This is a genomic window from Candidatus Syntrophocurvum alkaliphilum, assembly GCF_009734445.1.
GTDB lineage: Bacteria > Bacillota > Syntrophomonadia > Syntrophomonadales > Syntrophomonadaceae > Syntrophocurvum > Syntrophocurvum alkaliphilum.
Genome location: NZ_CP046457.1, coordinates 2,082,365 through 2,105,491 on the forward strand (window position 1 = coordinate 2,082,365; position 23,127 = coordinate 2,105,491).

General features: G+C 32.1%; 21 protein-coding genes and 1 tRNA gene. 17 read left to right on the top strand and 5 right to left on the bottom strand.

The window, feature by feature from the left end:
- Positions 1-9: 9 nt before the first annotated feature.
- The 3 genes from noc to SYNTR_RS10050 all read left to right on the top strand — a co-directional run bounded on the left by noc (position 10) and on the right by SYNTR_RS10050 (position 2,733).
- On the top strand, positions 10-876 hold the full coding sequence (gene noc / locus SYNTR_RS10040) for a nucleoid occlusion protein (RefSeq protein WP_156204380.1): 867 nt from the start codon (positions 10-12) through the stop codon (positions 874-876).
- 266 nt (positions 877-1,142) lie between these two features.
- Positions 1,143-1,910: a ParA family protein gene (locus tag SYNTR_RS10045; protein ID WP_156204381.1), complete on the top strand. Its 768-nt coding sequence runs from the start codon at positions 1,143-1,145 to the stop codon at positions 1,908-1,910.
- Positions 1,900-2,733, top strand: a complete 834-nt coding sequence (locus tag SYNTR_RS10050) for a ParB/RepB/Spo0J family partition protein (RefSeq protein ID WP_243140187.1) — start codon at positions 1,900-1,902, stop codon at positions 2,731-2,733. Before SYNTR_RS10045 ends, SYNTR_RS10050 begins: the two co-directional genes overlap by 11 nt.
- A 630-nt stretch (positions 2,734-3,363) precedes the next feature.
- On the opposite strand, the gene SYNTR_RS10055 is transcribed toward SYNTR_RS10050, so the two are convergent.
- Together SYNTR_RS10055 and SYNTR_RS10060 are read right to left on the bottom strand one after the other, a co-directional pair.
- Entirely contained in the window at positions 3,364-3,765 is a 402-nt protein-coding gene (locus SYNTR_RS10055; protein WP_156204382.1) for a cytidine deaminase, read from the bottom strand.
- A gap of 1,439 nt (positions 3,766-5,204) precedes the next feature.
- Positions 5,205-5,825: a class I SAM-dependent methyltransferase gene (locus SYNTR_RS10060; RefSeq protein ID WP_156204383.1), complete on the bottom strand. Its 621-nt coding sequence runs from the start codon at positions 5,823-5,825 to the stop codon at positions 5,205-5,207.
- A gap of 373 nt (positions 5,826-6,198) precedes the next feature.
- On the opposite strand from SYNTR_RS10060, the gene SYNTR_RS10065 reads away from it, so the two are divergent.
- The gene (locus tag SYNTR_RS10065) at positions 6,199-7,251 is read left to right on the top strand and encodes an NAD(P)-dependent alcohol dehydrogenase (protein WP_156204384.1); all 1,053 of its coding nucleotides are present in this window, start codon (positions 6,199-6,201) and stop codon (positions 7,249-7,251) included.
- 262 nt (positions 7,252-7,513) lie between these two features.
- On the opposite strand, the gene larC is transcribed toward SYNTR_RS10065, so the two are convergent.
- Positions 7,514-8,698, bottom strand: coding sequence for a nickel pincer cofactor biosynthesis protein LarC (larC, locus tag SYNTR_RS10070; RefSeq protein ID WP_156204385.1), 1,185 nt, complete (start codon positions 8,696-8,698; stop codon positions 7,514-7,516).
- Positions 8,699-8,831: 133 nt separating this feature from the next.
- Here larC and SYNTR_RS10075 point away from each other — a divergent pair, with 133 nt between their 5' ends.
- Genes SYNTR_RS10075 through SYNTR_RS10085 form a run of 3 tightly spaced genes read left to right on the top strand, consistent with a single transcriptional unit; the run spans position 8,832 to position 10,918 of the window.
- On the top strand, positions 8,832-9,755 hold the full coding sequence (locus tag SYNTR_RS10075) for a M23 family metallopeptidase (RefSeq protein ID WP_197079105.1): 924 nt from the start codon (positions 8,832-8,834) through the stop codon (positions 9,753-9,755).
- Positions 9,756-9,781: 26 nt separating this feature from the next.
- A complete protein-coding gene (locus SYNTR_RS10080) occupies positions 9,782-10,267 on the top strand; it encodes a bactofilin family protein (RefSeq protein ID WP_197079106.1) in 486 nt (161 codons plus the stop codon).
- An 18-nt stretch (positions 10,268-10,285) separates the two neighbouring features.
- Entirely contained in the window at positions 10,286-10,918 is a 633-nt protein-coding gene (locus SYNTR_RS10085) for a phosphoribosyltransferase (RefSeq protein WP_156204387.1), read from the top strand.
- Here the strand turns inward: SYNTR_RS10085 and yyaC are convergent.
- Complete coding sequence (yyaC, locus tag SYNTR_RS10090) at positions 10,908-11,492, bottom strand: spore protease YyaC (RefSeq protein WP_156204388.1); 585 nt, start codon at positions 11,490-11,492, stop codon at positions 10,908-10,910. The genes SYNTR_RS10085 and yyaC overlap by 11 nt on opposite strands.
- Positions 11,493-11,641: 149 nt before the next feature.
- On the opposite strand from yyaC, the gene SYNTR_RS10095 reads away from it, so the two are divergent.
- The 7 genes from SYNTR_RS10095 (at position 11,642) to SYNTR_RS10125 (ending at position 19,435) form a co-directional block, all read left to right on the top strand.
- A complete protein-coding gene (locus SYNTR_RS10095; protein WP_156204389.1) occupies positions 11,642-12,706 on the top strand; it encodes a YkvI family membrane protein in 1,065 nt (354 codons plus the stop codon).
- Position 12,707: 1 nt separating this feature from the next.
- Positions 12,708-14,105: an L-seryl-tRNA(Sec) selenium transferase gene (gene selA / locus SYNTR_RS10100; protein WP_156204390.1), complete on the top strand. Its 1,398-nt coding sequence runs from the start codon at positions 12,708-12,710 to the stop codon at positions 14,103-14,105.
- Between the two features lie 15 nt (positions 14,106-14,120).
- The gene (selB, locus tag SYNTR_RS10105; RefSeq protein WP_156204391.1) at positions 14,121-16,025 is read left to right on the top strand and encodes a selenocysteine-specific translation elongation factor; all 1,905 of its coding nucleotides are present in this window, start codon (positions 14,121-14,123) and stop codon (positions 16,023-16,025) included.
- Positions 16,026-16,120: 95 nt separating this feature from the next.
- Entirely contained in the window at positions 16,121-17,128 is a 1,008-nt protein-coding gene (locus tag SYNTR_RS10110) for an acyl-CoA dehydratase activase-related protein (protein ID WP_156204392.1), read from the top strand.
- Positions 17,125-18,225 (top strand): DUF1542 domain-containing protein, encoded by a 1,101-nt coding sequence (locus SYNTR_RS10115; RefSeq protein ID WP_156204393.1) that lies wholly within the window; start codon positions 17,125-17,127, stop codon positions 18,223-18,225. Before SYNTR_RS10110 ends, SYNTR_RS10115 begins: the two co-directional genes overlap by 4 nt.
- Positions 18,222-19,184 (top strand): acyl-CoA dehydratase activase, encoded by a 963-nt coding sequence (locus SYNTR_RS10120; protein ID WP_156204394.1) that lies wholly within the window; start codon positions 18,222-18,224, stop codon positions 19,182-19,184. The genes SYNTR_RS10115 and SYNTR_RS10120 overlap by 4 nt, the downstream gene beginning before the upstream one ends.
- A gap of 152 nt (positions 19,185-19,336) precedes the next feature.
- Positions 19,337-19,435 (top strand) — tRNA-Sec (locus tag SYNTR_RS10125).
- Between the two features lie 235 nt (positions 19,436-19,670).
- On the opposite strand, the gene SYNTR_RS10130 is transcribed toward SYNTR_RS10125, so the two are convergent.
- Positions 19,671-20,249 carry a TVP38/TMEM64 family protein gene (locus tag SYNTR_RS10130; protein WP_156204395.1) on the bottom strand — a complete coding sequence of 193 codons (579 nt, stop codon included), beginning with the start codon at positions 20,247-20,249 and terminating at the stop codon, positions 19,671-19,673.
- Positions 20,250-20,476: 227 nt separating this feature from the next.
- Between SYNTR_RS10130 and SYNTR_RS10135 the strand changes: the two genes are divergently transcribed.
- The 3 genes from SYNTR_RS10135 (at position 20,477) to SYNTR_RS10145 (ending at position 23,119) form a co-directional block, all read left to right on the top strand.
- A complete protein-coding gene (locus tag SYNTR_RS10135; protein WP_156204396.1) occupies positions 20,477-20,806 on the top strand; it encodes a phage holin family protein in 330 nt (109 codons plus the stop codon).
- 246 nt (positions 20,807-21,052) lie between these two features.
- Positions 21,053-21,688, top strand: a complete 636-nt coding sequence (locus tag SYNTR_RS10140) for a CvpA family protein (protein WP_156204397.1) — start codon at positions 21,053-21,055, stop codon at positions 21,686-21,688.
- 54 nt (positions 21,689-21,742) lie between these two features.
- A complete protein-coding gene (locus tag SYNTR_RS10145; RefSeq protein ID WP_156204398.1) occupies positions 21,743-23,119 on the top strand; it encodes an aminopeptidase in 1,377 nt (458 codons plus the stop codon).
- The last annotated feature ends 8 nt before the right edge of the window (positions 23,120-23,127 follow it).

Consider the following 23,127-nt stretch of genomic DNA (forward strand, 5'->3'; position numbering starts at 1 on the left):
AGGGTTATTATGGTTAGAGAACAGTTAAAAAATATTTTTGGTAAGAGTATGACGGGAAGAATAGTAACAATTCCGATTGATGAAATTCTAAAAAATCCTTTTCAACCAAGGCGAGTATTTAATGAAACTGAACTAACTGAGTTAGCGCAATCTATAAAGGAATATGGGGTTATACAACCTATAATTGTTAAGAAGCTTGATGAAGGCTATCAACTTATTGCAGGGGAAAGAAGGCTTCGTGCATGTAAAATTGCTGAACGGAATGAAATTCCTGCGATCATTCAAGATATTAATGATGAAAAGGCTGCTGCAATTTCTTTAATAGAGAATTTACAAAGAAAAGAATTAAGTTACTTTGAAGAAGCGAGTGCTTATAGTTTATTAATTAACGATTTTGGCTTAAAGCAAGATGATCTAGCTAAAAAAATTGGAAAAAGTCAATCAGCAATTGCTAATAAGCTTAGACTTTTAAGATTACCAGATAAGGTTAGAACATTGATTACAACAGACATAATTACTGAAAGACATTGCAGAGCACTATTAAAACTTAACTCAAATGATATGCAAATGGAAGTATTAAGACAAATTTATGAAAAAGATTTAACTGTAAAAGAAACTGAAGAGTTAGTTTACAAACTAAAAAATAATAATATTCCCCCAGATCCAGAAGTAAATAACAAGGAAACAGGTAAAAATGTATCTATGATAATACGTGATGCTAGAATTTTTTTAAATACTATAAAAGAAACAGTAAGTAGAGCTAAACAAACTGGTATTGATATAAGTATGACAGAAAGAGATAATGATGAAAATTATGAAATTATTCTTAAAATACCTAAGAAAAAATCTATTAATTCTAGGTCAGTTGCCAAATAAAAATGAGCGAAGAATTTTAAATAAGTTAAGTTTATAGATAGACTACATTTTTTATATGTAGAGCTATCTATATTTTTTGTTTTTAAGTAATTATATTGTTTTGCAAAGAACAAATGTTCCGAATTCTCTTTCAAATATTATCTGCAAAATTAATTAATTTAAAATAATTAAATAAAATTACGTGTATTTTGCTCTACATGAAGGATTTATTGCCATTGCAAAAGAATACTAAATTATAGTGCGCTTTGAAAGGTGGATATTTATAAATGGCAAAAATAATTGCTGTTACAAATCAAAAAGGTGGAGTTGGTAAAACTACTACTGCAATTAATTTGTCTGCGTGTGTTGCTATGAAAGGACATAAAGTTTTATTAATTGATAATGATCCCCAGGGCAATGCGACTAGTGGTGTAGGTGTAAATCGAAGAAAACTTAAAGCTTGCTTGTATGATGTGTTACTTGGCGAAGAAACTGCAAGTAAAGCGATAATTAAAACAAAAGTTAAAAATTTAGACCTATTACCCTCTACTATTCAACTAGCAGGTGCAGAAGTAGAATTAACAGGAACTAAACGCAGGGAAAAGGCTTTGGATCGTAGTATTGAATTAATAGAAAATAAATATGATTATATATTTATAGACTGTCCACCATCATTGGGACTTCTTACTGTAAACGCTTTAACTGCTGCTAATACTGTTATGATACCTCTTCAGTGTGAATATTATGCTCTAGAAGGCTTGAGTCAACTTATGGATACAATTGCATTAGTTCGCAAAAAACTTAATAGATCATTAAATATTGAAGGAATTGTTTTTACAATGTTTGATGGCAGAACAAACCTATCTATTCAAGTAGTTGATGAAGTTAAGAAGCATTTTCGCAAAGAAGTTTACAAAACTATTATACCCCGTAATATTAGGCTTAGTGAGGCTCCTAGTCATGGAAAGCCAATTGTGGCTTATGATTCACGTTCTAGGGGAGCAGAGGTTTATTGGGATTTATCTGAGGAGGTGCTTAATAGAAGTGAAAAATGATAGAGGTTTAGGTAGAGGTTTAGAAGCACTTTTTTCTAATGATGGAGAGGTTGATAATTCTCAAATTATAGAATTAGACATAAGAGAAATCATACCAAAGCTAGACCAACCAAGAAAAAACTTTGACGATGATTCTTTATTTGAACTGGCAAATTCCATTCGTGAGCATGGTTTATTACAGCCCGTTTTGGTTCGTCCTAAGGGAACACAATATGAAATAATTGCAGGGGAACGCAGGTGGCGAGCAGCTGAAATTGCTGAATTAAATTATATTCCAGTTTTAATTAGGGAGATTGATGATATAGAAGCTGCTGAAATATCCTTAATTGAGAATATACAAAGAGAGGACTTAAGTGCAGTTGAAGAAGCATTAGCTTATAAAAATATGATAGACAAGTATAATTTCAAACAAGATGAGCTAGCTGAACGAGTAGGTAAAAGTAGAGCACATATTGCAAACACATTAAGAATTTTATCCTTACCAAGTCAAATATTAGATATGCTTGAGAACAGGAAGCTATCAAGTGGTCATGCAAGAGCATTATTATCACTAGAATCTGATGAAGAGAAGTTAAATGCAGCTAATGATATTGTTTCACTTAAATTATCAGTAAGGGAGACGGAATCAGCTGTAAAATCAAATAAAAGAAACAGCAAAACAGAAAAGGATACCGAGCTAGTTGAGTTGCAAGAAAAACTTCAAGAATTATTAGGAACAAAAGTTGAGATGAAAAAGAAGAAGAATGGTGGAAAAATAGAAATATCGTTCTACGGCGATGAAGACCTAGAAAGGCTTTTGGACTATTTTGGAATTGAGGAGTAACCATTCTATAATAACAACTTTAACTTAAATCCTTCTGTATTAACTTTAGCTTGGGGCAACTGTCAAACATAATTATAGCTGTTCCAAGCTTACCCTACCAAAACAATTCAAATCAAAACTATTTAAATGTTTCACGTGAAACAATTCTAACAAATCGGTTACACACAAAACATTTACCAACAACTAGACTAAATAGACACAGACATTAAAGACTTACACAGAATTTTTAATTATGTATTTTTAAATTTGGTTTCACTGCTAAAAATAAAGCTAGACTATGGAATTGGCTAAGCAAACATGTTTATCACGTCACTCTCGGGTCTTTATCTCCATTTTAGCTTTGCACTTATTATCTAAGATGAAATTTCATTTATACTTAGCCGTGATCTATGCACCACGCCTTGCTACTTAAGGACTTAGACAAACAAGATTGCTTAGCCTTAATTTTTTTATATTTACTTTTTGCAGTAGAATCATAACATTAATGCTTATCAAGCACTTTTAAGATAATAAAAACTAAATGTTTCACGTGAAACATTTATAAAGTTTAATTAGATGCATAAACTAATAATTTAAGTAGGTTCCTCATTAACTACTTCTTAATTGGCCACTAAACAACAATTGAAAAATTTACTTTTTATAAACCTTGCGCCAATAATGAGGTTGTATTTCTTCTAATGTTTTGAAAGTAATACTATTATCAGCATTTGAAACAGCTGCTTTTACATTACTACCCCAGTAAAACAACCTTTCCTGACATATTCCACATGGAGTTAATATCATAAAATCAGAATGCTCATTTTCCCGTACAACACAAATGGTATGTGTGATATTTTCATTAAGTTTGTGAGCCTCTAAAATTGCTCCGGTTTCAATACATAATTCCGTAGAAGAATTAATTGTTTCAGGGGCAACACTTGTTAATATTTTGCCAGAACTAGTATACATTGCAGCTGCACCACCATAACCAGTTGGATACCTTTTATTAATAAGATTAACTGCTTCTTCATATAACCTTTTTCCTATATCCATGTTATTGCCCCCTTAATTCAATTTATGAGGTGATTTTATGTAGGGTTATTTTAGACCAAATGCACTTTTTCAATCTTGGTTTAAGGACAAGCTTTTTTCCTGCTTACGAACTGCAAATTATGTATTACTTAGACATCTTAGGAGAGGTCTATGTTTTGTTGAATTTAGATAGTGCTTTTACTTTGCTTAAAGATAGTTTTTCTCAACTGGAAGACCCTCTAATAATCACCCTGAGTTTTTAGAATATTTGTTGTTATGGCCAATTTAAAGACAGTATTACTTCTTTTGCAGATAATTTGAAAGCTTTTCTTTTATTAGCTATTGTTTGTGTTTTTGAAACTAATTTTACTAATAAAAATTTAGGTCGTCAAACTTAGATTAATAGCTGATGTATAATGTTTCACGTGAAACATTTTCTAAGCTAACAACCAAGAACTTACTCATAACAAGATGAAAATAGACACAGACTACACAGACATTAAAGACTTACACAGACTGTTTATAATTATTATCCATTTATCCCTTATGTGAAAGCTAGAACTTATGAATTGAAACTGAAGCCAAATAAGACACAAAAAAAGAGTTGATTTACATCGGGAGGCAATGTTTTTGCAAAAACAAATTACAGAGGAAATGATTATTCGCGTGCTTACTCATTATTTGCTCTACAAATAGGACATTAGAAACAAGCATTATGATTGTTAATTCAAGGAGCTTTAAGAAATTAATATTTAAATGTTTCGCGTGAAACATTTTCTAAAACAACAACTAATGAGTTGCTTACAAGAAGACGAGAAAAGACACAGACTACGCAGACGTTAAAGACTTGCACTGACTATTTAGATTTTACTTTGCTTCGCAAAGCATGTAAAAAGGTGCTTGCGTATGGAACTAGGACAATGAACACACCATGAATTAAGAGTTGAACGCATTGGAAAGCAATATTTAGCAAAAACGGTTACTATATATGTGAGATAAAATAGATTTTTATTATTTACACTGTTGTTTTAATTATAATTAACTACTTAATTTGCAAACAGTGTTGTTGTGGAAATTTTGTTTTTTCAACAAACACCATAATGATTAACAAAGTTACTTTAAGATAACAAAAATAAAATGTTTCACGTGAAACATTTTGCTCAAGTCGATAACTAATCGTGGTAATTATTCACTTGCAATCAACATAAACAAATACAGGTCACGGTGTCTAAGACTTGCACAAAAATATTTTGTTTCAAATTATGAAGATAAAAATTTAAGAATGGGTAATTAGTGCAAAAAAACATTGAGCAAGTGGCGTGACTTAAGCTGACAGACAAAAGGTGAAGTTATATGAATATATATAAATAAATGGGTCTGTAAGAATTCAATAACTATTTCTCTTTAGTCTTCATTTTCTAGTAAAATTAGAATGCTTATCAAAAAGCAAGAATTATTACCTACTTCTGCTTTCGATAAATAACATAGTTGCTCTTGTGTAGTAATGCATGGGATTTATTAGAAAAATACTCATCTACAGCTCTACAAACACCAGGATAAGCCCAACTAACATAGTCATCAATAAATATATATCCATCATTTTTTACTTTGGGGATATAAAGATTCAAATCCTTTGAGACATCATCATAGTGATGTGAGCCATCAATAACTAAAACAGAAATTGTAGGAGACAAAACTCTGGCGGCATCCTTGGAGAAGCAGGCTAATGGTATACACATACCTTCTAGATTGTGCATTTTTATGTTATATAAGTAACTATTAAAGTTACCTTGAGGATTTACTTCATCTGGGTTAAAGCGTTCAAATGGATCTATACTTAATACGGTCGTATGAATATTGTAATTGCTTGCTACTTTGGCCATAAAAACAGAAGTTAAACCAATATAAGTTCCTATTTCACAAATATAACTATCATTTTCCCATTTAGCTAGCATTATGGTGCTTGCTAGGTATAGTAGTTCCTTTTCGTCCATCATACCAGAGCCAAACTGCTTAGCAAGTGTTGGTAACCACTTAGGAAGGTAAACTTGGTGACCAGATTGGTTAAACTCAACATACATTACAAACACTCCTTATTTATTTTATACATTTTATGCAAAAAACATAAAAGTTGTTGATTTATCTGTAAAAGCCTTATTTGAATAAAATATGAATAATTATAAAAATAATCAGCGTCTTTCAGCGTTTAATTTTAAATGGTTTTGCATAAAAATTACTTTCGCAGTAGAACAAAAAGTGCATTATTGCAATTATATAAAATTAAACAATAAATGGAAAAAACCACTCATAACATATGTGATATGCATTATTGTCCATGCATAAAACAGTACTTGTCTACCAAAACTGTTATAGGATGAGTAATTAAAATTACAACATTTTTTTAGCAATGAGTAGCAATAAATTAACCAATTAATTATTAAGGGAGGAATTTTAGTGAAAGCATTTGTTATGCATGAAATTGGAAAAGTTGGATTTATGGAAAAGCCAGTACCTGAGCCAGGTCCAACAGATGTTTTAGTTAAAGCTACTTCGGCTTTAGTATGTAGTTCGGATATTCACACATTATCAGGTGCAATTGGTGAAAGAACAAATTTAACTCTTGGTCATGAGGCTGTTGGAGTTATTGAAAAATTAGGATCTGCAGTTGAAGGATTTGAAGTTGGTCAAAGAGTTGCTATTAATGCTATTACACCATGTTACCAATGTCTTAATTGCCAAACAGGCCATACTTCCCAATGTACCCAGGCTCTTGGTGGTTGGAAGTTTGCTAATGTTAAAGATGGTACCTTTGCAGACTATTTTGTAGTTAATGATGCTAAAGCAAACTTAGCTTTAATACCTGATGAACTTAGTGATGAGCATGCATTGTATGCAACAGATATGATGAGTACTGGTTTTATGGGGGCGGAAAACGGAAATATTCCACTAGGTGGAACTGTTGCAGTTTTCGCACAAGGACCAGTTGGATTAATGTCTACTGCTGGAGCTCGACTCTTAGGAGCAGGACTAATTATTGCAGTCGAATCTGTTCCTAGACGTCAAGAATTGGCAAGACATTTTGGTGCAGATATAATAATAGATCCATTTTCATCACAAGATTCAGTTGCTCAAATTCTAGACCTTACTGAAGGAAGAGGTGTAGATACTGCAATTGAAGCTTTAGGAGCACAAGTAACATTTGAAAACTGTGTCAAAGTAACTCGTCCTGGTGGAACGATATCGGTTGTTGGTTATTTCGGAGAAGGAGAGTATGTAAACATTCCTCGAATAGACTGGGGAGTAGGTATGGCTGGTAAAACTATTACTACAGGTTTATGCCCTGGTGGAAGTGAGCGAATGAACAACTTAATGAGATTAATTGTAAACAAAAGAATAGATCCAACTCCATTAACAACACACAAATTTAGCTTTGACGAATTAGAAACAGCTTTTAAATTAATGGAGACTAAAGAAGATGGCATAATCAAACCATTAATAACATTTTAAAAGTAAAGAGAATCAACTTTTAATTGACAAAAAAACCAAAAAACAAAGATTTTACTACAAGCCGGTTGGCAATGCGTTAAACGCATTGCTCAGCCGGATTTGCTTTGATAGTACATTCGGCTATGCTAGTTAACTTACAAAGCTCCTTGCTATTTAAGGACTTAGATAAAAATGTTTGCTTAGCCTTAAGTTTTTTGTAGTTACTTTTTGCAGCACAATCAAATATATATTGATCACTAAGCTATTTTTATAACATGGGTAATTATAGATAACTATTCTGTACTAACCAAGAATAAATTTTCGAATAAACTTCTATTAAGGGTAAGTTATGATCCTGAGCAATCATGCGGCAATCCTCAAATTCTGGTTTAATTCTGGTACCACCTGAAGGCAAGTATGCTTTTTTAATTTTAATGGAACCCCAAGGTGTGGTTACACTTTGTTCTTCACGTATAGTGCACATCCGTTGCTGTAAGCGATAACGGACCCCAAGAGAAGTAGTTTCAGAGATTAAAAGCTTTGAAAGTTTATTGATGTTTTCAGGTTTTGATATAATAGTAAGTAGAACACCGGGACGATTTTTTTTCATTATAATTGGTGTGGTGAATAAGTCTAAAACTTGCTCGTCCATTAATAGTTTGTCATATAAATGAGTGAAAATTTCGGGATTTAGGTCATCAACTTCAGTTTCTAGAACTGCTACAGTTTCATTTTGTAGTGACAAGTTATCTGTGGGCTCAAGTAAAACAGCACGTAATAGATTAGGAACAGAGTCACCACGTTCATTACTTCCAGCGCCATAGCCAATTGCTTTGGGTATGGAAGTAGGAAAAACACCAAAAGATTTAGCTATAGAGGAGATTAGAGCTGCACCAGTGGGTGTAACCAGTTCCATATTAACATTTGTTCCAATACAAGGAATACCAGAGAGTAGCAATGCTGTAGCAGGAGCAGGCAAAGGATAAGTTCCATGACTGATGGTTATATAACCATTATTCCATGGGATAGGAGAAGAAATTACAGTATCGATGTCCAAATATTTTAAACATAAGAAGGATGTAACTATATCAACAATTGTATCAACTGCACCAATTTCATGAAAATGAACTTTTTCCCTTGGAATACCATGGACAGTTGCTTCTGCATCAGCAAGCTGATAAAAAACACCTAATGAACGACTTTTTATATCGTCTTCTAATTTACTAGTCATAATAATTTCTTCTATATCTGGTAGATGACGTAAAGGTGCATTATTACTACTATTGACTGAAAACTTGGTTGAAGAAATACCTTTTACAATTTTTTTATCACAGGAAACGGAAACTGATAGATTTAATAAAGAAATCATATCTTTTATGTAGTCAATTTCTACCCCTAAGTCGAGTAGTGAAGCTATGAGCATATCCCCAGAAATACCAGAAAAGCAATCGAAATATAGGTTGTTCATAATATTCCTCCTAAAAAGAAAATTTACAAAAGAAAAAATTATTGTTATTATGACTTAGAATATGTCAATAATACTCTATAGAATAATATATAATAACTATATTAATGATATATTATCAAACATGAGGTATAAAATGAGATTTTTTAAAAAGAAGGACAAGAAATCAAAGCGAAATAAAGATGAGAGACTAACATTTATAGTAATTCCAGATACATCTAAAAAACCTAAAAAATTAAGCGTATCAAAAAGAACAGTTTCAACGGCATTTGGTGCTTTGGGACTCTTTGTGTTATGCTTTTTTATTTTAGGATATGCATATTACTATACTCAAGAGGAAATACAACAGGTTCATGCATTAAGACAAGAAACTCAACAAAAAGAAGAGGTTATAAAACATTTAGGTGAAGAAATAAACGAAATAAATAAAATTAAAGATAGAATTGACAAAAAACAAGATGAAATAAGAAAGCTAATGGGACTTGAAGAAGAAAGAGAAAAAAGTGAAACAGCTTCTAGAGGAGGACAAGGTGGTAGAGAAGATAATACATTATCCTTTGAAGTAGATGAATTGGAACAGATAGAAAGAATCAAATTAGAATTATCATTTAGAGAAAAAGAGCTTGAACAATATTATGCTACAGTAAAGGATGACGAAGATTATTTTAGAGCAATTCCTAACTATTGGCCAGCTGAAGGAGACATTTCGTCACCTTTTGGCTGGAGAACCTCTCCATTTGGGGGATCTGCAAAGCAGTTTCATAATGGTATAGATATAGCAAATGTACCTGGTACAGATATAGTAGCAGCAGGAGATGGTGTTGTTACTCACTCAGGCTGGTTGGCATCATATGGATATACTGTTTTAATTGACCATGGATATGGTTTTGTAACTAAGTATGCACACAATTCGTCACTTCATACAAATGTGGGGGACAAAGTTGAAAAAGGAGACCTAATAGCTAAAATGGGTTCGACAGGTAGAAGTACGGGTCCACATTTACACTTTTCAATATTTAAGTGGGATGAACCTAAGGATCCATTAATTTATCTACCATAAAAATTATTAAATAGGAGAATGAAAAAGTGCTAAAAAAAGATAAAAAAAACAAATCACAAAATCCACAAAATATTGATAGCTTAATATCAAATAGTGTAGAAATCAAAGGCAAAATATATTCTGAGGGTTCTATTCGTATTGATGGAGTTGTAGATGGTGAAGTTGATATTAAAGGCGATTTATTAATAGGTGAAAAAGGGTTAATTAAAGGTGATGTTAAAGCAGAAAATATAGCTCTATCAGGTACAATCGATGGAAATTTATATGCTGCAGGAAAACTAGAAATAACTTCGACTGGCTCAATGAAGGGAGATGCAATTTGTAGCATTATAACCATTGATGAAGGTGGAAATTTAGATGGAACTTCTAAAATGAGTAGTTCATCTACAGAGCATAAATTAAGTAAAAATAAAGAAAGCGAAAATAAAGAAAGTGAAAATATGGTAAGTGAAAATAAAGAAAGTGAAAACAAGGAAAAAAAAGCTGATAAAAAAGGAAAGAATAAAAATTAAGGTTAGTGAGGGGAATAAGTGTTTAAAAATCGCAGAGAGGCTGGATATGCACTAAGTAAAGAGCTACAAAAAAGAGATATCGAGTTTGATATTGTACTAGGAATTCCTAGAGGAGGAGTAATAACAGCGGGAGCTATTGCTGAGGTTTATTCGTGCCCTCTTGATATAATAATGGCGAAAAAAGTTGGGTCCCCTAATTTACCTGAATATGCTGTTGGGGCAGTAGCTCCAGATGGGGAAGTGCTAATACATGAAAGAATTAAAGATTATTTGCAAATAGATAAAGCAGACATAAAGGAACTAGCAGAAAGAGTTAAGAATTATATTAATAATCAATTAGATGAATTAAGAAATAGTAAAAAACCTGCAAACTTAGAAGGAAAAAAAGTACTACTTGTTGATGATGGTATAGCTACAGGTTTTACCATCAAAGCAGCAGTTAACTATTTAAAGAGACAAAATATAAAAAACATCATTATAGCTGTTCCGGTAGCAGCAAAAGAAGCATATTTGCATTTGCAAGAATCTGCAAATGAAGTAGTTGTATTAAATGTGCCTGAAAGATTTTATGCTGTGGGACAGTTTTACGAAGATTTTACTCCTGTAGAGGACCAAACAGTTATTAATGAGCTATATAAAGCTAATTATTAGCTGAATAAATTCGATTATGAGCTAAAAAAATCCCCCTAGAAATTACATTTGCCATTTTATATACTATGTGAAGCCTAGTATTTTGTAATACCATTTGTTCTAAAAACCCACCTACGTTTACAACACCAGAAATATTGCAGTCACCTACTTCAGGCAAAGTTTTATTTAGTGCTGTGCCTGGCTTTAAACTTCCTTTTTTAATATTTATATAACCAATTCTTTCTTTACTACCTAAACTAGCATCTATGGCTATAACTAAAGGTTGATTATGTTTACTATTAACCTCATCTAATACCTCATTAAGATTTAAAGCATGAGTCGGTTTTTCTAGTGTTCCGAAAACACTAACCTTAGGAAGTAGAGTTTCAATTCGCGTTCCAACCAATGGCCCTAAACAGTCTCCCGTTGCTCTATCAGTTCCAATACATACATATACAATTTCCCGATAATAATTTTTATCCAAATCATCTATCATTTGGCAAATAGAATTTTGAACTTTATAGAAACACAATGGATCATCATAGTGGTATGAATACTTGTTATCAGTAGATGCTAGGGATTTAAGAATATTCATAGATAACCCTCTTTCCTTTAAAAGTACAATAAATAGTTTTACCATTGGAAAAATTTTTATGCGGTAAAATCTCATTACTTTCAATATTTATTAAGAAGGCATTATATTGAGGTGGGGTGAGATAGATTAACCAAAGAATAATGCTTATAATGGGTTATTTAGGGGCCGTGATAGGTGCGGGTTTTGCATCGGGACAAGAAATAATGCAGTTTTTTGTAGCATATGGAGTTTTTGGACTTAATGGAGTTATTATTGCAGGATCCTTATTTGCTGTAGCTGGAGCTGTGCTTTTATATACAGCACATAGGCTAAAGGTAGATAGTTATCAAAATATATTAGAGTATATTTTAGGCAAAAGAATGGGATTATTAGTAGATTTTTTATTAGCAATTTTTTTGTTTTTAGGTATAAGTATGATGCTTTCAGCAAGTGGTGCGGTATTCTATGAACATTTATACTTATCTAAAAATCTAGGAATTATAATTGCATATGCTTTGATCGTATTCCTCCTGTTTACTGGAAAAAAAGGATTAATACAATCTTATAATATATTAGTACCATTAAAAGTAATCCTACTTCTGTTTATAAGTGGGTATGTAGGTTTTTTTGTAGATAATCCTGTACATGGCTCATATACGGCATTTTTAGTTCCGCAGGAAGCTAAATTTTGGATAATAGCTAGTATTTTATATGTAGCTTATAATTTCTCATTAGCTATGGTGGTTTTAACCGAATATCAATCAGTGTCTACAGCAAAAAATTCAATTATAGGAGTTTTTATAGGAGGTCTAATTTTAGGTTTACTAGTATTATTAAATTTTATAGCCTTATACAAGTTTATGCCAATGGTAATGCACTATGAGGTTCCGATGCTCTATGTAGCAGGAAATATATCTATTACAGCTAAAAACTTGTATACTGTAGTATTATTGCTCGGTATACTAACAACAGCAATAGCCAATGCATACGGATTTTCTCAGAGGTTTTCTAGTTTTACTGGCATAAAATATGAATTTTGTCTAGTATTATGTATGACATTAGCTTTACCAATTTCAATGCAAAGTTTTTCATTTCTAGTTGGTAAAATATATCCCTTGTTTGGCATAATAGGAGTATTAATACTTGCTACTCTAATTTATAAGACTCTAAAAGACATGGGAAAAAAAGTATACTATAATATATTGCAGTTAATTAGTAGTACCAAGGAGGTTTGAAATGTCAAATTTAAGAAATATTCCCGGAGTAGATGAAGTTCTATTGCAGGATGAAATACAACAGATACTTTTAACTTACAATCGCGAATTTGTTGTAAAAAAGATACGAGAATCGATTAATGAACTAAGAAATGAATTACAAAGAACAGAAACGCAACACGATAAAGAAGCATTAACAAACATAGTTGTTTTAAAGGTAACAAATAAAGTTAGAGAAAAAGCGGAAGGGACTTTAAAAAGAGTAATAAATGCAACTGGTGTTGTCTTACATACTAATTTAGGACGAGCACCTTTAGATACTGAAGCTATAACAAATTTAGTAGCATTAACAACTGGATATAATAATCTAGAACTAGACTTAACAACAGGGGAAAGAGGTTCTAGATATGATCATGTAGAGGATTTATTGCTTGAGTTAACTGGAGCTGAAGCTGCACTTGTTGTTAACAACAATGCAGCGGCAGTTTTATTAGGGTTGAATACATTAGCAAAAAATAAAGAAGTAATTGTTTCAAGGGGGCAATTAGTAGAGGTTGGCGGAGCATTTAGAATACCTGATGTGATGAGACAAAGTGGTGCTAATTTAATTGAAGTAGGAACTACAAATAAAACCTATATTTCAGATTTTAATAATGCAGTAAATGAAGAGACAGCACTATTTTTTACGGCTCATACATCAAACTATAAAATTGTTGGCTTTTCAGAAGAAGTTGATCTTAAAGACTTAGTTGATTTAGGGAAAAAAAGTGGAATAGCAGTAATGCAGGATTTAGGAAGTGGCATAATGTATAAGTTAGATAATTGGGGTTTGGCAGAAGAGCCGACCGTAAAAGAGTGCGTAGAAGCAGGTGTAGATATTATAACATTTAGTGGAGATAAGCTATTAGGAGGGCCACAGGCTGGGATTATTGTAGGCAAAAAAGAGTTAGTTCAAAAAATGAAAAAAAATCAGTTAACTCGGGCATTAAGAGTAGATAAATTAACTATTGCAATGCTAGAAGCAACTTTAAAAGAATATCTGAAAAAAACACCACAGGAAAATATTCCGGTTTTAAGAATGTTGACTTATAATGAGGATGATTTAAAACTTAAGGCAGAAGCTTTATATGAAGTAATTCAAAAAAGACTTAGAAATAATCAATATATTGCTAAAATTAACATAGTAGAGTTAGAAGATATGGTAGGAGGGGGAGCCTATCCAACTTATAAATTAACAGGATGGGGTGTAGAAATAGAATTTAAAGAAATTCACTTGGAAAAAATAGCTAAAAGACTAAGAATGAGGGAACCTGCCATTATTACGCGAAGACAAGATGGAAAGCTTCTATTGAGTGCCAGAACTATTCTGAATGAAGAAAAAGAAATAGCAGAAGCAATATCAAAAGCATTACAAGGTTAAGGAGTAATATGATTTATGAAAAGAATTATTATCGGAACAGCTGGACATATTGATCATGGGAAAACTACTCTTGTAAAAACTTTAACGGGTATAGAAACAGATAGACTTAAGGAAGAAAAACAAAGAGGAATTTCAATAGAGTTAGGCTTTGCCCCTTTTGATTTACCAGATGGACAGAAAGCAGCAATTGTTGATGTGCCTGGTCATGAAAGGTTTATTAAACATATGCTAGCAGGCGCATTTGGCATAGATATGGTACTATTTACTATAGCAGCAGACGAAGGAATTATGCCTCAAACAAGAGAACATATGGATATAATAGAATTATTAGGTGTTGATAAAGGCATAGTAGTATTAACAAAAACTGATTTAGTTGATGAAGAATGGCTAATGCTGATGGAAGAAGAAGTAAAGGAATATATCGAAAAAACAATACTTAAAGGAGCTCCAATTATTTCAGTTTCCGCTGTTAATAAAGAAGGGGTAAGTGAACTTCTCAATGAAATAGTACAAATTTCTAAGCTAATTGAAGAAAGACCAGTATTTGGTCATGCAAGATTACCTGTAGATAGGGTATTTACTGTTTCTGGTTTTGGAACTGTAGTCACAGGAACACTTTGGTCTGGAAAAATTAAAGTTGGGGAAACGTTGGAGCTAATGCCAATAAATAAACAGGTAAAAATACGGACATTACAAGTACATAACGATAAAGTTGATATTGCATATGCAGGTCAAAGGGTAGCAGTTAATTTGCAAGGTGTAGACATTGCAGATATAAAAAGAGGATACCTATTAGCTAGCTCAGGGTATTTAAGCCCTAGTTATAGAGTAGATACTAAGCTTAGATTATTAAGCTCAAGTCAAAGATCATTAAAAAACTGGAATAGGATTAGGTTTCATCTAGGTACAGATGAAGCATTAGGAAGAATAGTACTTTTAGATAGAGATGAAATATCTCCAGGTGAGGAAGGTTATGCCCAGATAGTGATGGAAAAGCCCATTGTTTGTTTTAAAAATGATCCGTTTGTAATCAGATATTATTCACCTGTTACAACAATTGGTGGTGGTACAATTATTGATTCAAATCCACCTAAACAAAAAAGGTTTAGAGAAGATGTATTAAAAGAGCTATCATTAAAAGAAGAAGGAAGCCTTTATGATATTGTATTACAAGAACTAGAATCAAAAAAGCATACAATATTAACTGTAAATGAACTTGCTAAAAGTACAGGAAGTAGTGAAAAAGAAATAGAAATAGAGTTAGAGCAGTTAATAGATGACGAAAAAGTTGTGCAAATTGGACAAGATTCGGGACAATTCATAGCAGTTTCAATTTTAGAGGATATAAATAAAGAAATAACGAATATGGTAGAAGGGTATCATGAAAAATTTCCACTTAGACAAGGATACCCAAGAGAAGATATTAGGAGTAGATTGTTTAGTGGTATAAATAATAAAATATTTACAAAAATATTGAATTATTTTGAAGAAAACAATAGGATAATTGTTAAAAATAATTTTATAATGTTAAAAAATTTTATACCACAACCTAATGAGAAGGAACAAAAAATCATTAATCAAATATATAAGCGGATGAATGATAATCTATTTACTCCGCCTTCAATTGAAAAAGTTAGGGAAATCTTAAATATTAAAGAACAAGATTTTAATGAAATGTTAAATTACTTGATAGATCAAGGACAATTATTAAAAATAGCTGAAGGTATGTATTTTACCAAAGAAGCTATTGAAAAAGGAAAAGAAATATTAAAAAATCATTTTGAAAAAGAAAATGAACTTACTTTAGCACAAGCGAGGGACTTGCTAAATACAAGTAGAAAATATGCCCTACCTCTTATAGAGTATTATGATAGAATACGCTTTACTCGTAGAGTGGGAGATGTAAGGGTAAAAATATAAAAAATCAAAAAATAGTGTTTACTATGCTGAGAAACTACTTAAAGCTTAGCAAGGCATTAAATATTGCAAATCAATTACAGAGGGGAATTTGTAAGGTGGCAAAAATAGGAATACCAAGAACACTTGCGTACTTCAATTACTATCCATTCTGGAAAATATTCTTTGATGAATTAGGACACGAAGTTGTTTTATCAACTCCGACTACTAAAGGCATTCTTGACGATGGAGTTAAGGTAGCTGTTAATGATGCCTGCATACCTATTAAAGTTTATCATGGTCATGTTGTTGAATTAGCTAATAAGGTGGATTATTTATTTTGTCCTCGCTTAGTTAGTTTAAGAAAATTTGGAGATTTTGGCACAGAGACCTTCTGTCCTAAGTTTCTTGGATTACCTGAAATGATCAGATATGGTATAGAAAACGTACCTGAGATTATAGATGTTCGGGTTAATTTAGGTTCAGCAAAAAAACAAATAGACAAGGTATGCTATGAAGTAGGACAAATCTTGGGTAACTTACCAAACCAAATTTTACAAGCTAGTAAAAAGGCTTCTGTAATACAAAAAAAGTATGAAGAACTACTTCATCAAGAATTCTTGCCAGAGCAGGCTTTGGATAAGGTTTTTACTAACAAAAAAAAGGCAAAAAAAATTGATAAAAAGGACAAATTTGAACCAGAACTTAAAATAGCTGTAGTTGGATATCCATATGCTATCTATGATAACTATATAAATGTTGGTTTGTTGAATATATTAAAAAATGAGAATGTCAAAATATTAACCCAAGATATGGTGAATGATTCAGATATGAATAAACAAATAAGAACACTTCCAAAAAGCATGTTTTGGTATTATTCTAATAGAGTAATATATGGAACATTACATTTTATTCATAGAGGAGACATTGATGGCATTATACATGTAACAGCATTTGCGTGTGGTCCAGACTCAATGGTAGATAGATTACTGGAAATAGAAGCACGCAAACGAAGTTCTATTCCATATATGTCTGTAATGATAGATGAGCATAGTGCTGAAGCTGGTGTAAGAACAAGGGTAGAGGCATTTTTGGATATGATAAGATATCGGAGGGATAAAAATTGAAAGTAAGCTTTCCACGTATGGGTTATTCCTATATAGCATTAAAATGGCTAGTGGAACATTTGGGGCATGATTATATAGTTCCCCCTGAGCCAAGCAAGAAAACATTAGATTTAGGAGTTAAACACTCACCAGAATTTGCTTGTATTCCTTTTAAAATTTTGACTGGAACTTATTTAGAGGTTGCAGAAGAGGGTGTTGAAGTAATTGTAACTTCTGGAGGAATGGGACCATGTCGAGCCGGTTATTATTGGGTTATGCACCAATACCTGTTAGATGAGTTAAATACAGGGATAAAAATGGTTGGGTTAGAACCACCAAGATGTGATTTAATCGATTTTTATAAAAAGCTAAATTGGCTTAGAAAAACAGGTGGAATCTCATTAAATGCAATGTTAAATGTTTTAAAGGTAACATGGGAAAAGCTTAAGGTTTTAGACGATATTGAAATGCTTTCACATCAGGTAAGACCATATGAAAAAAAACGAGGGGAAACAACCAGAGTGTTATGGAAAGCCTTAGAAATGATTGATGAAGCTAATACTCTCCAGGAAATAAAGGATGCAAATAATGAAGGTATAAAAGCAATAAATAATATAGAAAAGGATACTAGTAGACGCCCATTAAAAATAGGAATTATTGGTGAAATATATGTTGTTTTGGAACCAGCTGCAAATCATTACATACAGATAATGTTAGGAGAAATGGGTGTAGAAACTGACAGGTCAATTTATTTAAGTGGATATACCAGAAATGCTACAATTGTAAATTTAGAAGGTGATATTTATGAAAGAGCAAAGCCGTATATGAATGAAGCACCAATTGGTGGACATGGGGTAAATAGTATAGCAGAAACCGTAATTTATGCTGAAAATGGTTATGATGGTGTTATTCAACTAGCACCTTTTGCATGTATTCCAGAGATTGTAGCGAAAGGCATACTACCTCAAGTAAGTAAGGATAAAGATATACCTGTACTGACCTTGTTTATTGACGAGCAAACTGGAAAAACAGGAGTTCAAACCAGATTAGAAGCCTTTGTGGATTTACTAGAAAAGCGGCGTGAAACTAGAAATAAGATTGAGAGGTTAGCTATATGAAAACAGGTTACTTAGGTGTAGATGTTGGTTCAGTAAGTACAAATATTGTTGTGCTGGATGAAAAAAATCAAGTTTTAGTTGAAAAATACTTACGTACAAACGGAAAACCTATTACAACCGTTCAAGAAGGTTTAAACATAATTGGTCAGGAAATAGGTGATAAGGTTAAAATTTTAGGAGCAGGTTCTACAGGTAGTGCAAGGTACCTAATCGCTATGATGCTAGGAGCCGATATAGTAAAAAATGAAATAACTGCTCATGCAGTAGCTGCATCAACTTTTGTTGAGGGAGTACAAACAATTATTGAAATTGGTGGACAAGATTCTAAAATAATTATATTACGAGATGGTGTAGTTACAGATTTTGCAATGAATACAGTATGTGCAGCAGGTACAGGTTCATTTTTGGATCAACAGGCTGTAAGGGTTTGTATTCCAATAGAGGATTTTGGAAACTATGCTTTAAGAGCTAATAATCCAGTAAGAATAGCAGGAAGATGTGCAGTATTTGCGGAATCTGATATGATTCACAAACAGCAGCTAGGTTATAATATCGAAGATATTATTGCTGGTCTTTGTGAAGCATTAGTGCGAAATTACCTTAACAATGTTGGTAAAGGCAAGGATATACTATCACCTATAGTGTTTCAAGGAGGAGTAGCTGCTAATAAAGGATTAGCACAAGCTTTCAGCAAGCATTTAGAAACAGATATTATAATACCACCACATTATGCAGTAATGGGAGCTGTGGGAGCTGCCTTACTTGCGAAGGAAACAATAAGTAAAAAAGGAAAAACAAGCTTTAAAGGCTTTGGGATATATGATACAGAGTTCAAAACAACTAGTTTTGAATGCCAGGGATGTTCGAATATTTGTGAAGTTGTACAGTTTTATGAAAACCGTGAACTTCTAGCAAGATGGGGAGATCGGTGTGGAAAATGGGAGCTTGAAGCTGTTTAAAAAGCATTAGTGTGTTCGAGAGTACGATTATTAAGGTATTATAAGTAGTATTCCATAGTCAAGTTTAGCTTTTTGCAGTGGAATTATGAATTAAATTTGACTTTTAGTGCAAACGATTATATACTCTTTTATGCATGAATTTTAATACTAATGGAAGCGGATCGGTCCTGGTGGGTCGCCTGGACTTCAAATCCAGTTTGCGCCGCGGCGATCCCGTGGTGGGTGGGTTCGATTCCCACACGCTTCCGCCAAAACTTAAGTTTTTACTAAGAAATAAAAATTATCATACGAGCTTTAACTACTTAACAACAAAATTTTTGCACTGAAAATATCAAATTATGCTATAAAACATCGATATATTATGAAAGAAGAGCTAAATACCTCGTTAGCTCTTCTTTTTTTCTACTTTTTTATCTTAAAAAGAATTATTTCCCGGGAAATAAAACAATAAAATCAACAAACAATAAAAGAAATTGCAAAAAAATATTATTTAGTCAAACTTCTTAAGGTGTTCTTTTTGACAATATATTTACCAACAACTAATAAAACTAATATTGCTCCAATTATAGTAAAAGCATATCTTAAATCCTGAGTGTTAAATAAGGATAAACCTAGTGTAGTATATAAAAATGCAGTGGGAATCTTACCGATAGCTGAAGAAAAGAAAAAACTTTTAAAAGACATACCTCCTAATGCTGCACCAATATTTATAAGAGGTGTTGGTACAACTGGAAAAACTCTTATAAGTATTACAGTTAAAAAAGCAATACTTGCATCAGTAGTTTGAAAGTTATATCCATAACGAGATTCAAGAAGTTTTATATATTTTGTTGTGCCCCACATCCTACAACACCAGAAAGCAATTGATGCCCCCAATAATGCTCCTAACCAAGCGAGTAAAAATCCTACTTTAGCACCAAATAATATACCACCAGTAGCTGCTAATATTATAAATGGAAAAACTGGGAAAATAGCCTGGCATGTGAATAGAATAAAAGCTATGGCTGGTGCATAAAAACCAAAGCTATTGATATATTCAGTTAAAATATTTATATCAACACCCACTAAATCGTACTCCTAATTATATTAAAAATTTTTTCAAATAAATTTCTTTTATAGTTATTAATAATATGCTAAAAAGCAAAAATATTAATAACAATACTTTGCCCAGTAGTTTAATTTATTATAAACGTTTATTAGAAAAATGTATTTGCATAATTATCTCGTAATAAGCGAATCATATTAGAAGAAAATGAAGAATTTTAATTTTTTATAAAAGGAGGGGCTATTAATTGATAGGAGCAGTAGTTAGATTTGTAGTAGCAGCAATAGTTTTAATGGCTGTAGGTTGGCTAGTACCAGGATTTGCAGTAGATGGGTTTATTGGAGCTTTAATAGCTGCGGCAGTAATAGCGATTATAGGTTATGCAGTAGAAGCAATTCTTGGTGAAGAAATTTCACCTCGTAATAGAGGTGTAGTTGGTTTTGTTACTGCAGCGGTAGTAATTTACCTTGCACAATTTATAATACCACAATTTTTAACAGCAACAATATTAGGTGCAATATTAGCTGCACTAGTTATTGGTATTATAGATATGGTTGTGCCTACAACAGTCCGTTAAAAAATTAAAGTTCAAATCAAATGCTAAAAGAGGAAGCGAAAGCTTCTTCTTTTTTTTGGTGTAAATTAATATTGTGATTCTGCTGCAAAAAGTGACTACAAAAAACATAAGGCTAAACTCAGGCGATTTTATAGACTGAGTTTAGCCTTTCGCAGTGGAACAAATGTTCATTGTAATTAATAGAGCTACAGACAAATAGCTTACAAATAACAGTGTGTTATAATTTGATAGAGGTGAATTTACAGTATGAATATTTTAGATATTATTTTTATAATCTTTATTATTTTAGGAATTTTTATTGGATTTAAACGTGGTTTTATTAGCACATTAGGCAGAATTTTAAGTGTTGTTTTAGGAATATTTATGGCAATTAAATATAGTAGAGAATTAGCTGCTTATAATGAAGATGCATTTGGAATTATAAGTTATTTTTCTTCATTTTTTGATGAAAAATTATCGCTACCAGTTTTATTTCCTAATGATCCAATTGTAAACTTATTTATTACTAATCAAAATATTAGCTTTTTACAAGATGGAGCAATGTATTTAGCATATCTAATTACTATTTTATTATGTTTTTTATTAATATTTTTAATAGTCAGTAAAATATCGTTATTTATATTATCATTATTAAACAACCTAATTAATTATAGTATATTAGGATTTTTTAATAGATTAGCAGGAATGTTTTTCGGAGGACTAAAAAACTTTATTATTATTGTTGTTATATTGGGATTTAGTTACCCTGCTATAAAACTAGCTGCTAATATGGGAATAGAAACAGCTTCGAGCGCAAAAAATGCAATACAAAATTCTATGTTATCACCAATTTTACTAGAGACATTTACGAACCTAAGTGAACTAGTGGGTATTTGGGTATAGTAATAGGATGATTTGGAAATATATGAATAGTAAAAGATAAAAGGGGGAAACAACATGAAAAAAAACCAACCTAATACAGCATGGGAACGCTTGACTGATAAAGAAATTAACGATGCTTATAATTTTTGTAATGGATACAAGCATTTTTTAAATATTGCCAAAACAGAACGAGAAGCTACAGAATATATAGTTAATGAAGCACTTAGTGCAGGATTTAAACGCATAGAAGAAATGAACTCAATAGAAGCAGGTCAAAAAATTTTAGTAGAGCAAAAAGGTAAAGTAGCTGCACTTATTGTAGTGGGAGAAGAACCAATTTATAATGGGTTAAATATTATAGCCTCACATACCGACTCACCACGCTTAGACTTGAAACCACGGCCAATGTATGAAGACGATGGGTTAGCTTTTTTTAAAACTCATTATTATGGAGGAATAAAAAAGTACCATTGGTTAGCAATACCACTTGCTCTTCATGGTGTAGTAATAAAAAAGGATGGTTCATGTATAAAAATTAATATTGGTGAGAGTGAAGAAGATATAACTTTTACAATAGCAGATTTATTGCCACATTTAGCAAAAGATCAAATGGAGAAAAAAATGTCAGAAGCTATAAGTGGTGAAGGTTTAAATGCACTTATAGGTACTAGGTATAACAAAGACAATGGTGATAAATCTATTAAAGCATATTTAAAAGAAATATTAAAAAGTGAATATAACATTGAAGAAGATGATTTTACTAGTGCAGAACTGCAACTAGTACCAGCATTAAAAGCAAAAGATTTAGGATTTGATCGTAGTATGGTAGCTGGCTATGGGCAAGACGATAGAGTTAGTGCATATTGTTCGTTAAAAGCTATATTGGAAACAGATAAACCCCCAAAAACAGCTATGTGCTTATTTGTTGATAAAGAAGAAATAGGAAGTATGGGCAATACTGGTTTGCAATCACTATTAATTGAGAATATTACTGCAGAGCTATTACATTTAGATGGAAATGATAGTTATCATGTTTTGCGCAATACGCTCATGAAATCTTATGCATTATCAGCTGATGTTAATGCAGCAGTTGACCCTAATTATCCAGAAGTCTTCGAGAAAATGAATAATAGCTCTTTATCAAAAGGTGTAGTTCTTACAAAATATACAGGGTCAAGGGGTAAATCAGTTTCTAATGATGCTAATCCAGAGTATGTAGCTAAAATCAGGAACTTATTTGATAGTAACAACATAGAATGGCAGGTTGGGGAACTTGGAAAAGTAGATATTGGTGGAGGAGGTACTGTAGCACAATACATTGCCTATTATGGCATAGAAGTTGTTGATTGTGGAGTTGCTATATTAGGTATGCATTCACCTTTTGAAATAGCAAGTAAAGCTGATATATATATGTCATATAAAGCTTATAAGGCTTTTTTTAAAGATTTATAAATGCAAAG

Coding starts and splice junctions, on each gene's coding strand:
- SYNTR_RS10120 (WP_156204394.1), top strand. CDS start 18,222: ATGAAAACAGGTTACTTAGGTGTAGATGTTGGTTCAGTAAGTACAAAT.
- SYNTR_RS10045 (WP_156204381.1), top strand. CDS start 1,143: ATGGCAAAAATAATTGCTGTTACAAATCAAAAAGGTGGAGTTGGTAAA.
- noc (WP_156204380.1), top strand. CDS start 10: ATGGTTAGAGAACAGTTAAAAAATATTTTTGGTAAGAGTATGACGGGA.
- SYNTR_RS10060 (WP_156204383.1), bottom strand. CDS start 5,825: ATGTATGTTGAGTTTAACCAATCTGGTCACCAAGTTTACCTTCCTAAG.
- SYNTR_RS10075 (WP_197079105.1), top strand. CDS start 8,832: ATGAGATTTTTTAAAAAGAAGGACAAGAAATCAAAGCGAAATAAAGAT.
- selB (WP_156204391.1), top strand. CDS start 14,121: ATGAAAAGAATTATTATCGGAACAGCTGGACATATTGATCATGGGAAA.
- larC (WP_156204385.1), bottom strand. CDS start 8,698: ATGAACAACCTATATTTCGATTGCTTTTCTGGTATTTCTGGGGATATG.
- selA (WP_156204390.1), top strand. CDS start 12,708: ATGTCAAATTTAAGAAATATTCCCGGAGTAGATGAAGTTCTATTGCAG.
- yyaC (WP_156204388.1), bottom strand. CDS start 11,492: ATGAATATTCTTAAATCCCTAGCATCTACTGATAACAAGTATTCATAC.
- SYNTR_RS10140 (WP_156204397.1), top strand. CDS start 21,053: ATGAATATTTTAGATATTATTTTTATAATCTTTATTATTTTAGGAATT.
- SYNTR_RS10095 (WP_156204389.1), top strand. CDS start 11,642: ATGGGTTATTTAGGGGCCGTGATAGGTGCGGGTTTTGCATCGGGACAA.
- SYNTR_RS10055 (WP_156204382.1), bottom strand. CDS start 3,765: ATGGATATAGGAAAAAGGTTATATGAAGAAGCAGTTAATCTTATTAAT.
- SYNTR_RS10145 (WP_156204398.1), top strand. CDS start 21,743: ATGAAAAAAAACCAACCTAATACAGCATGGGAACGCTTGACTGATAAA.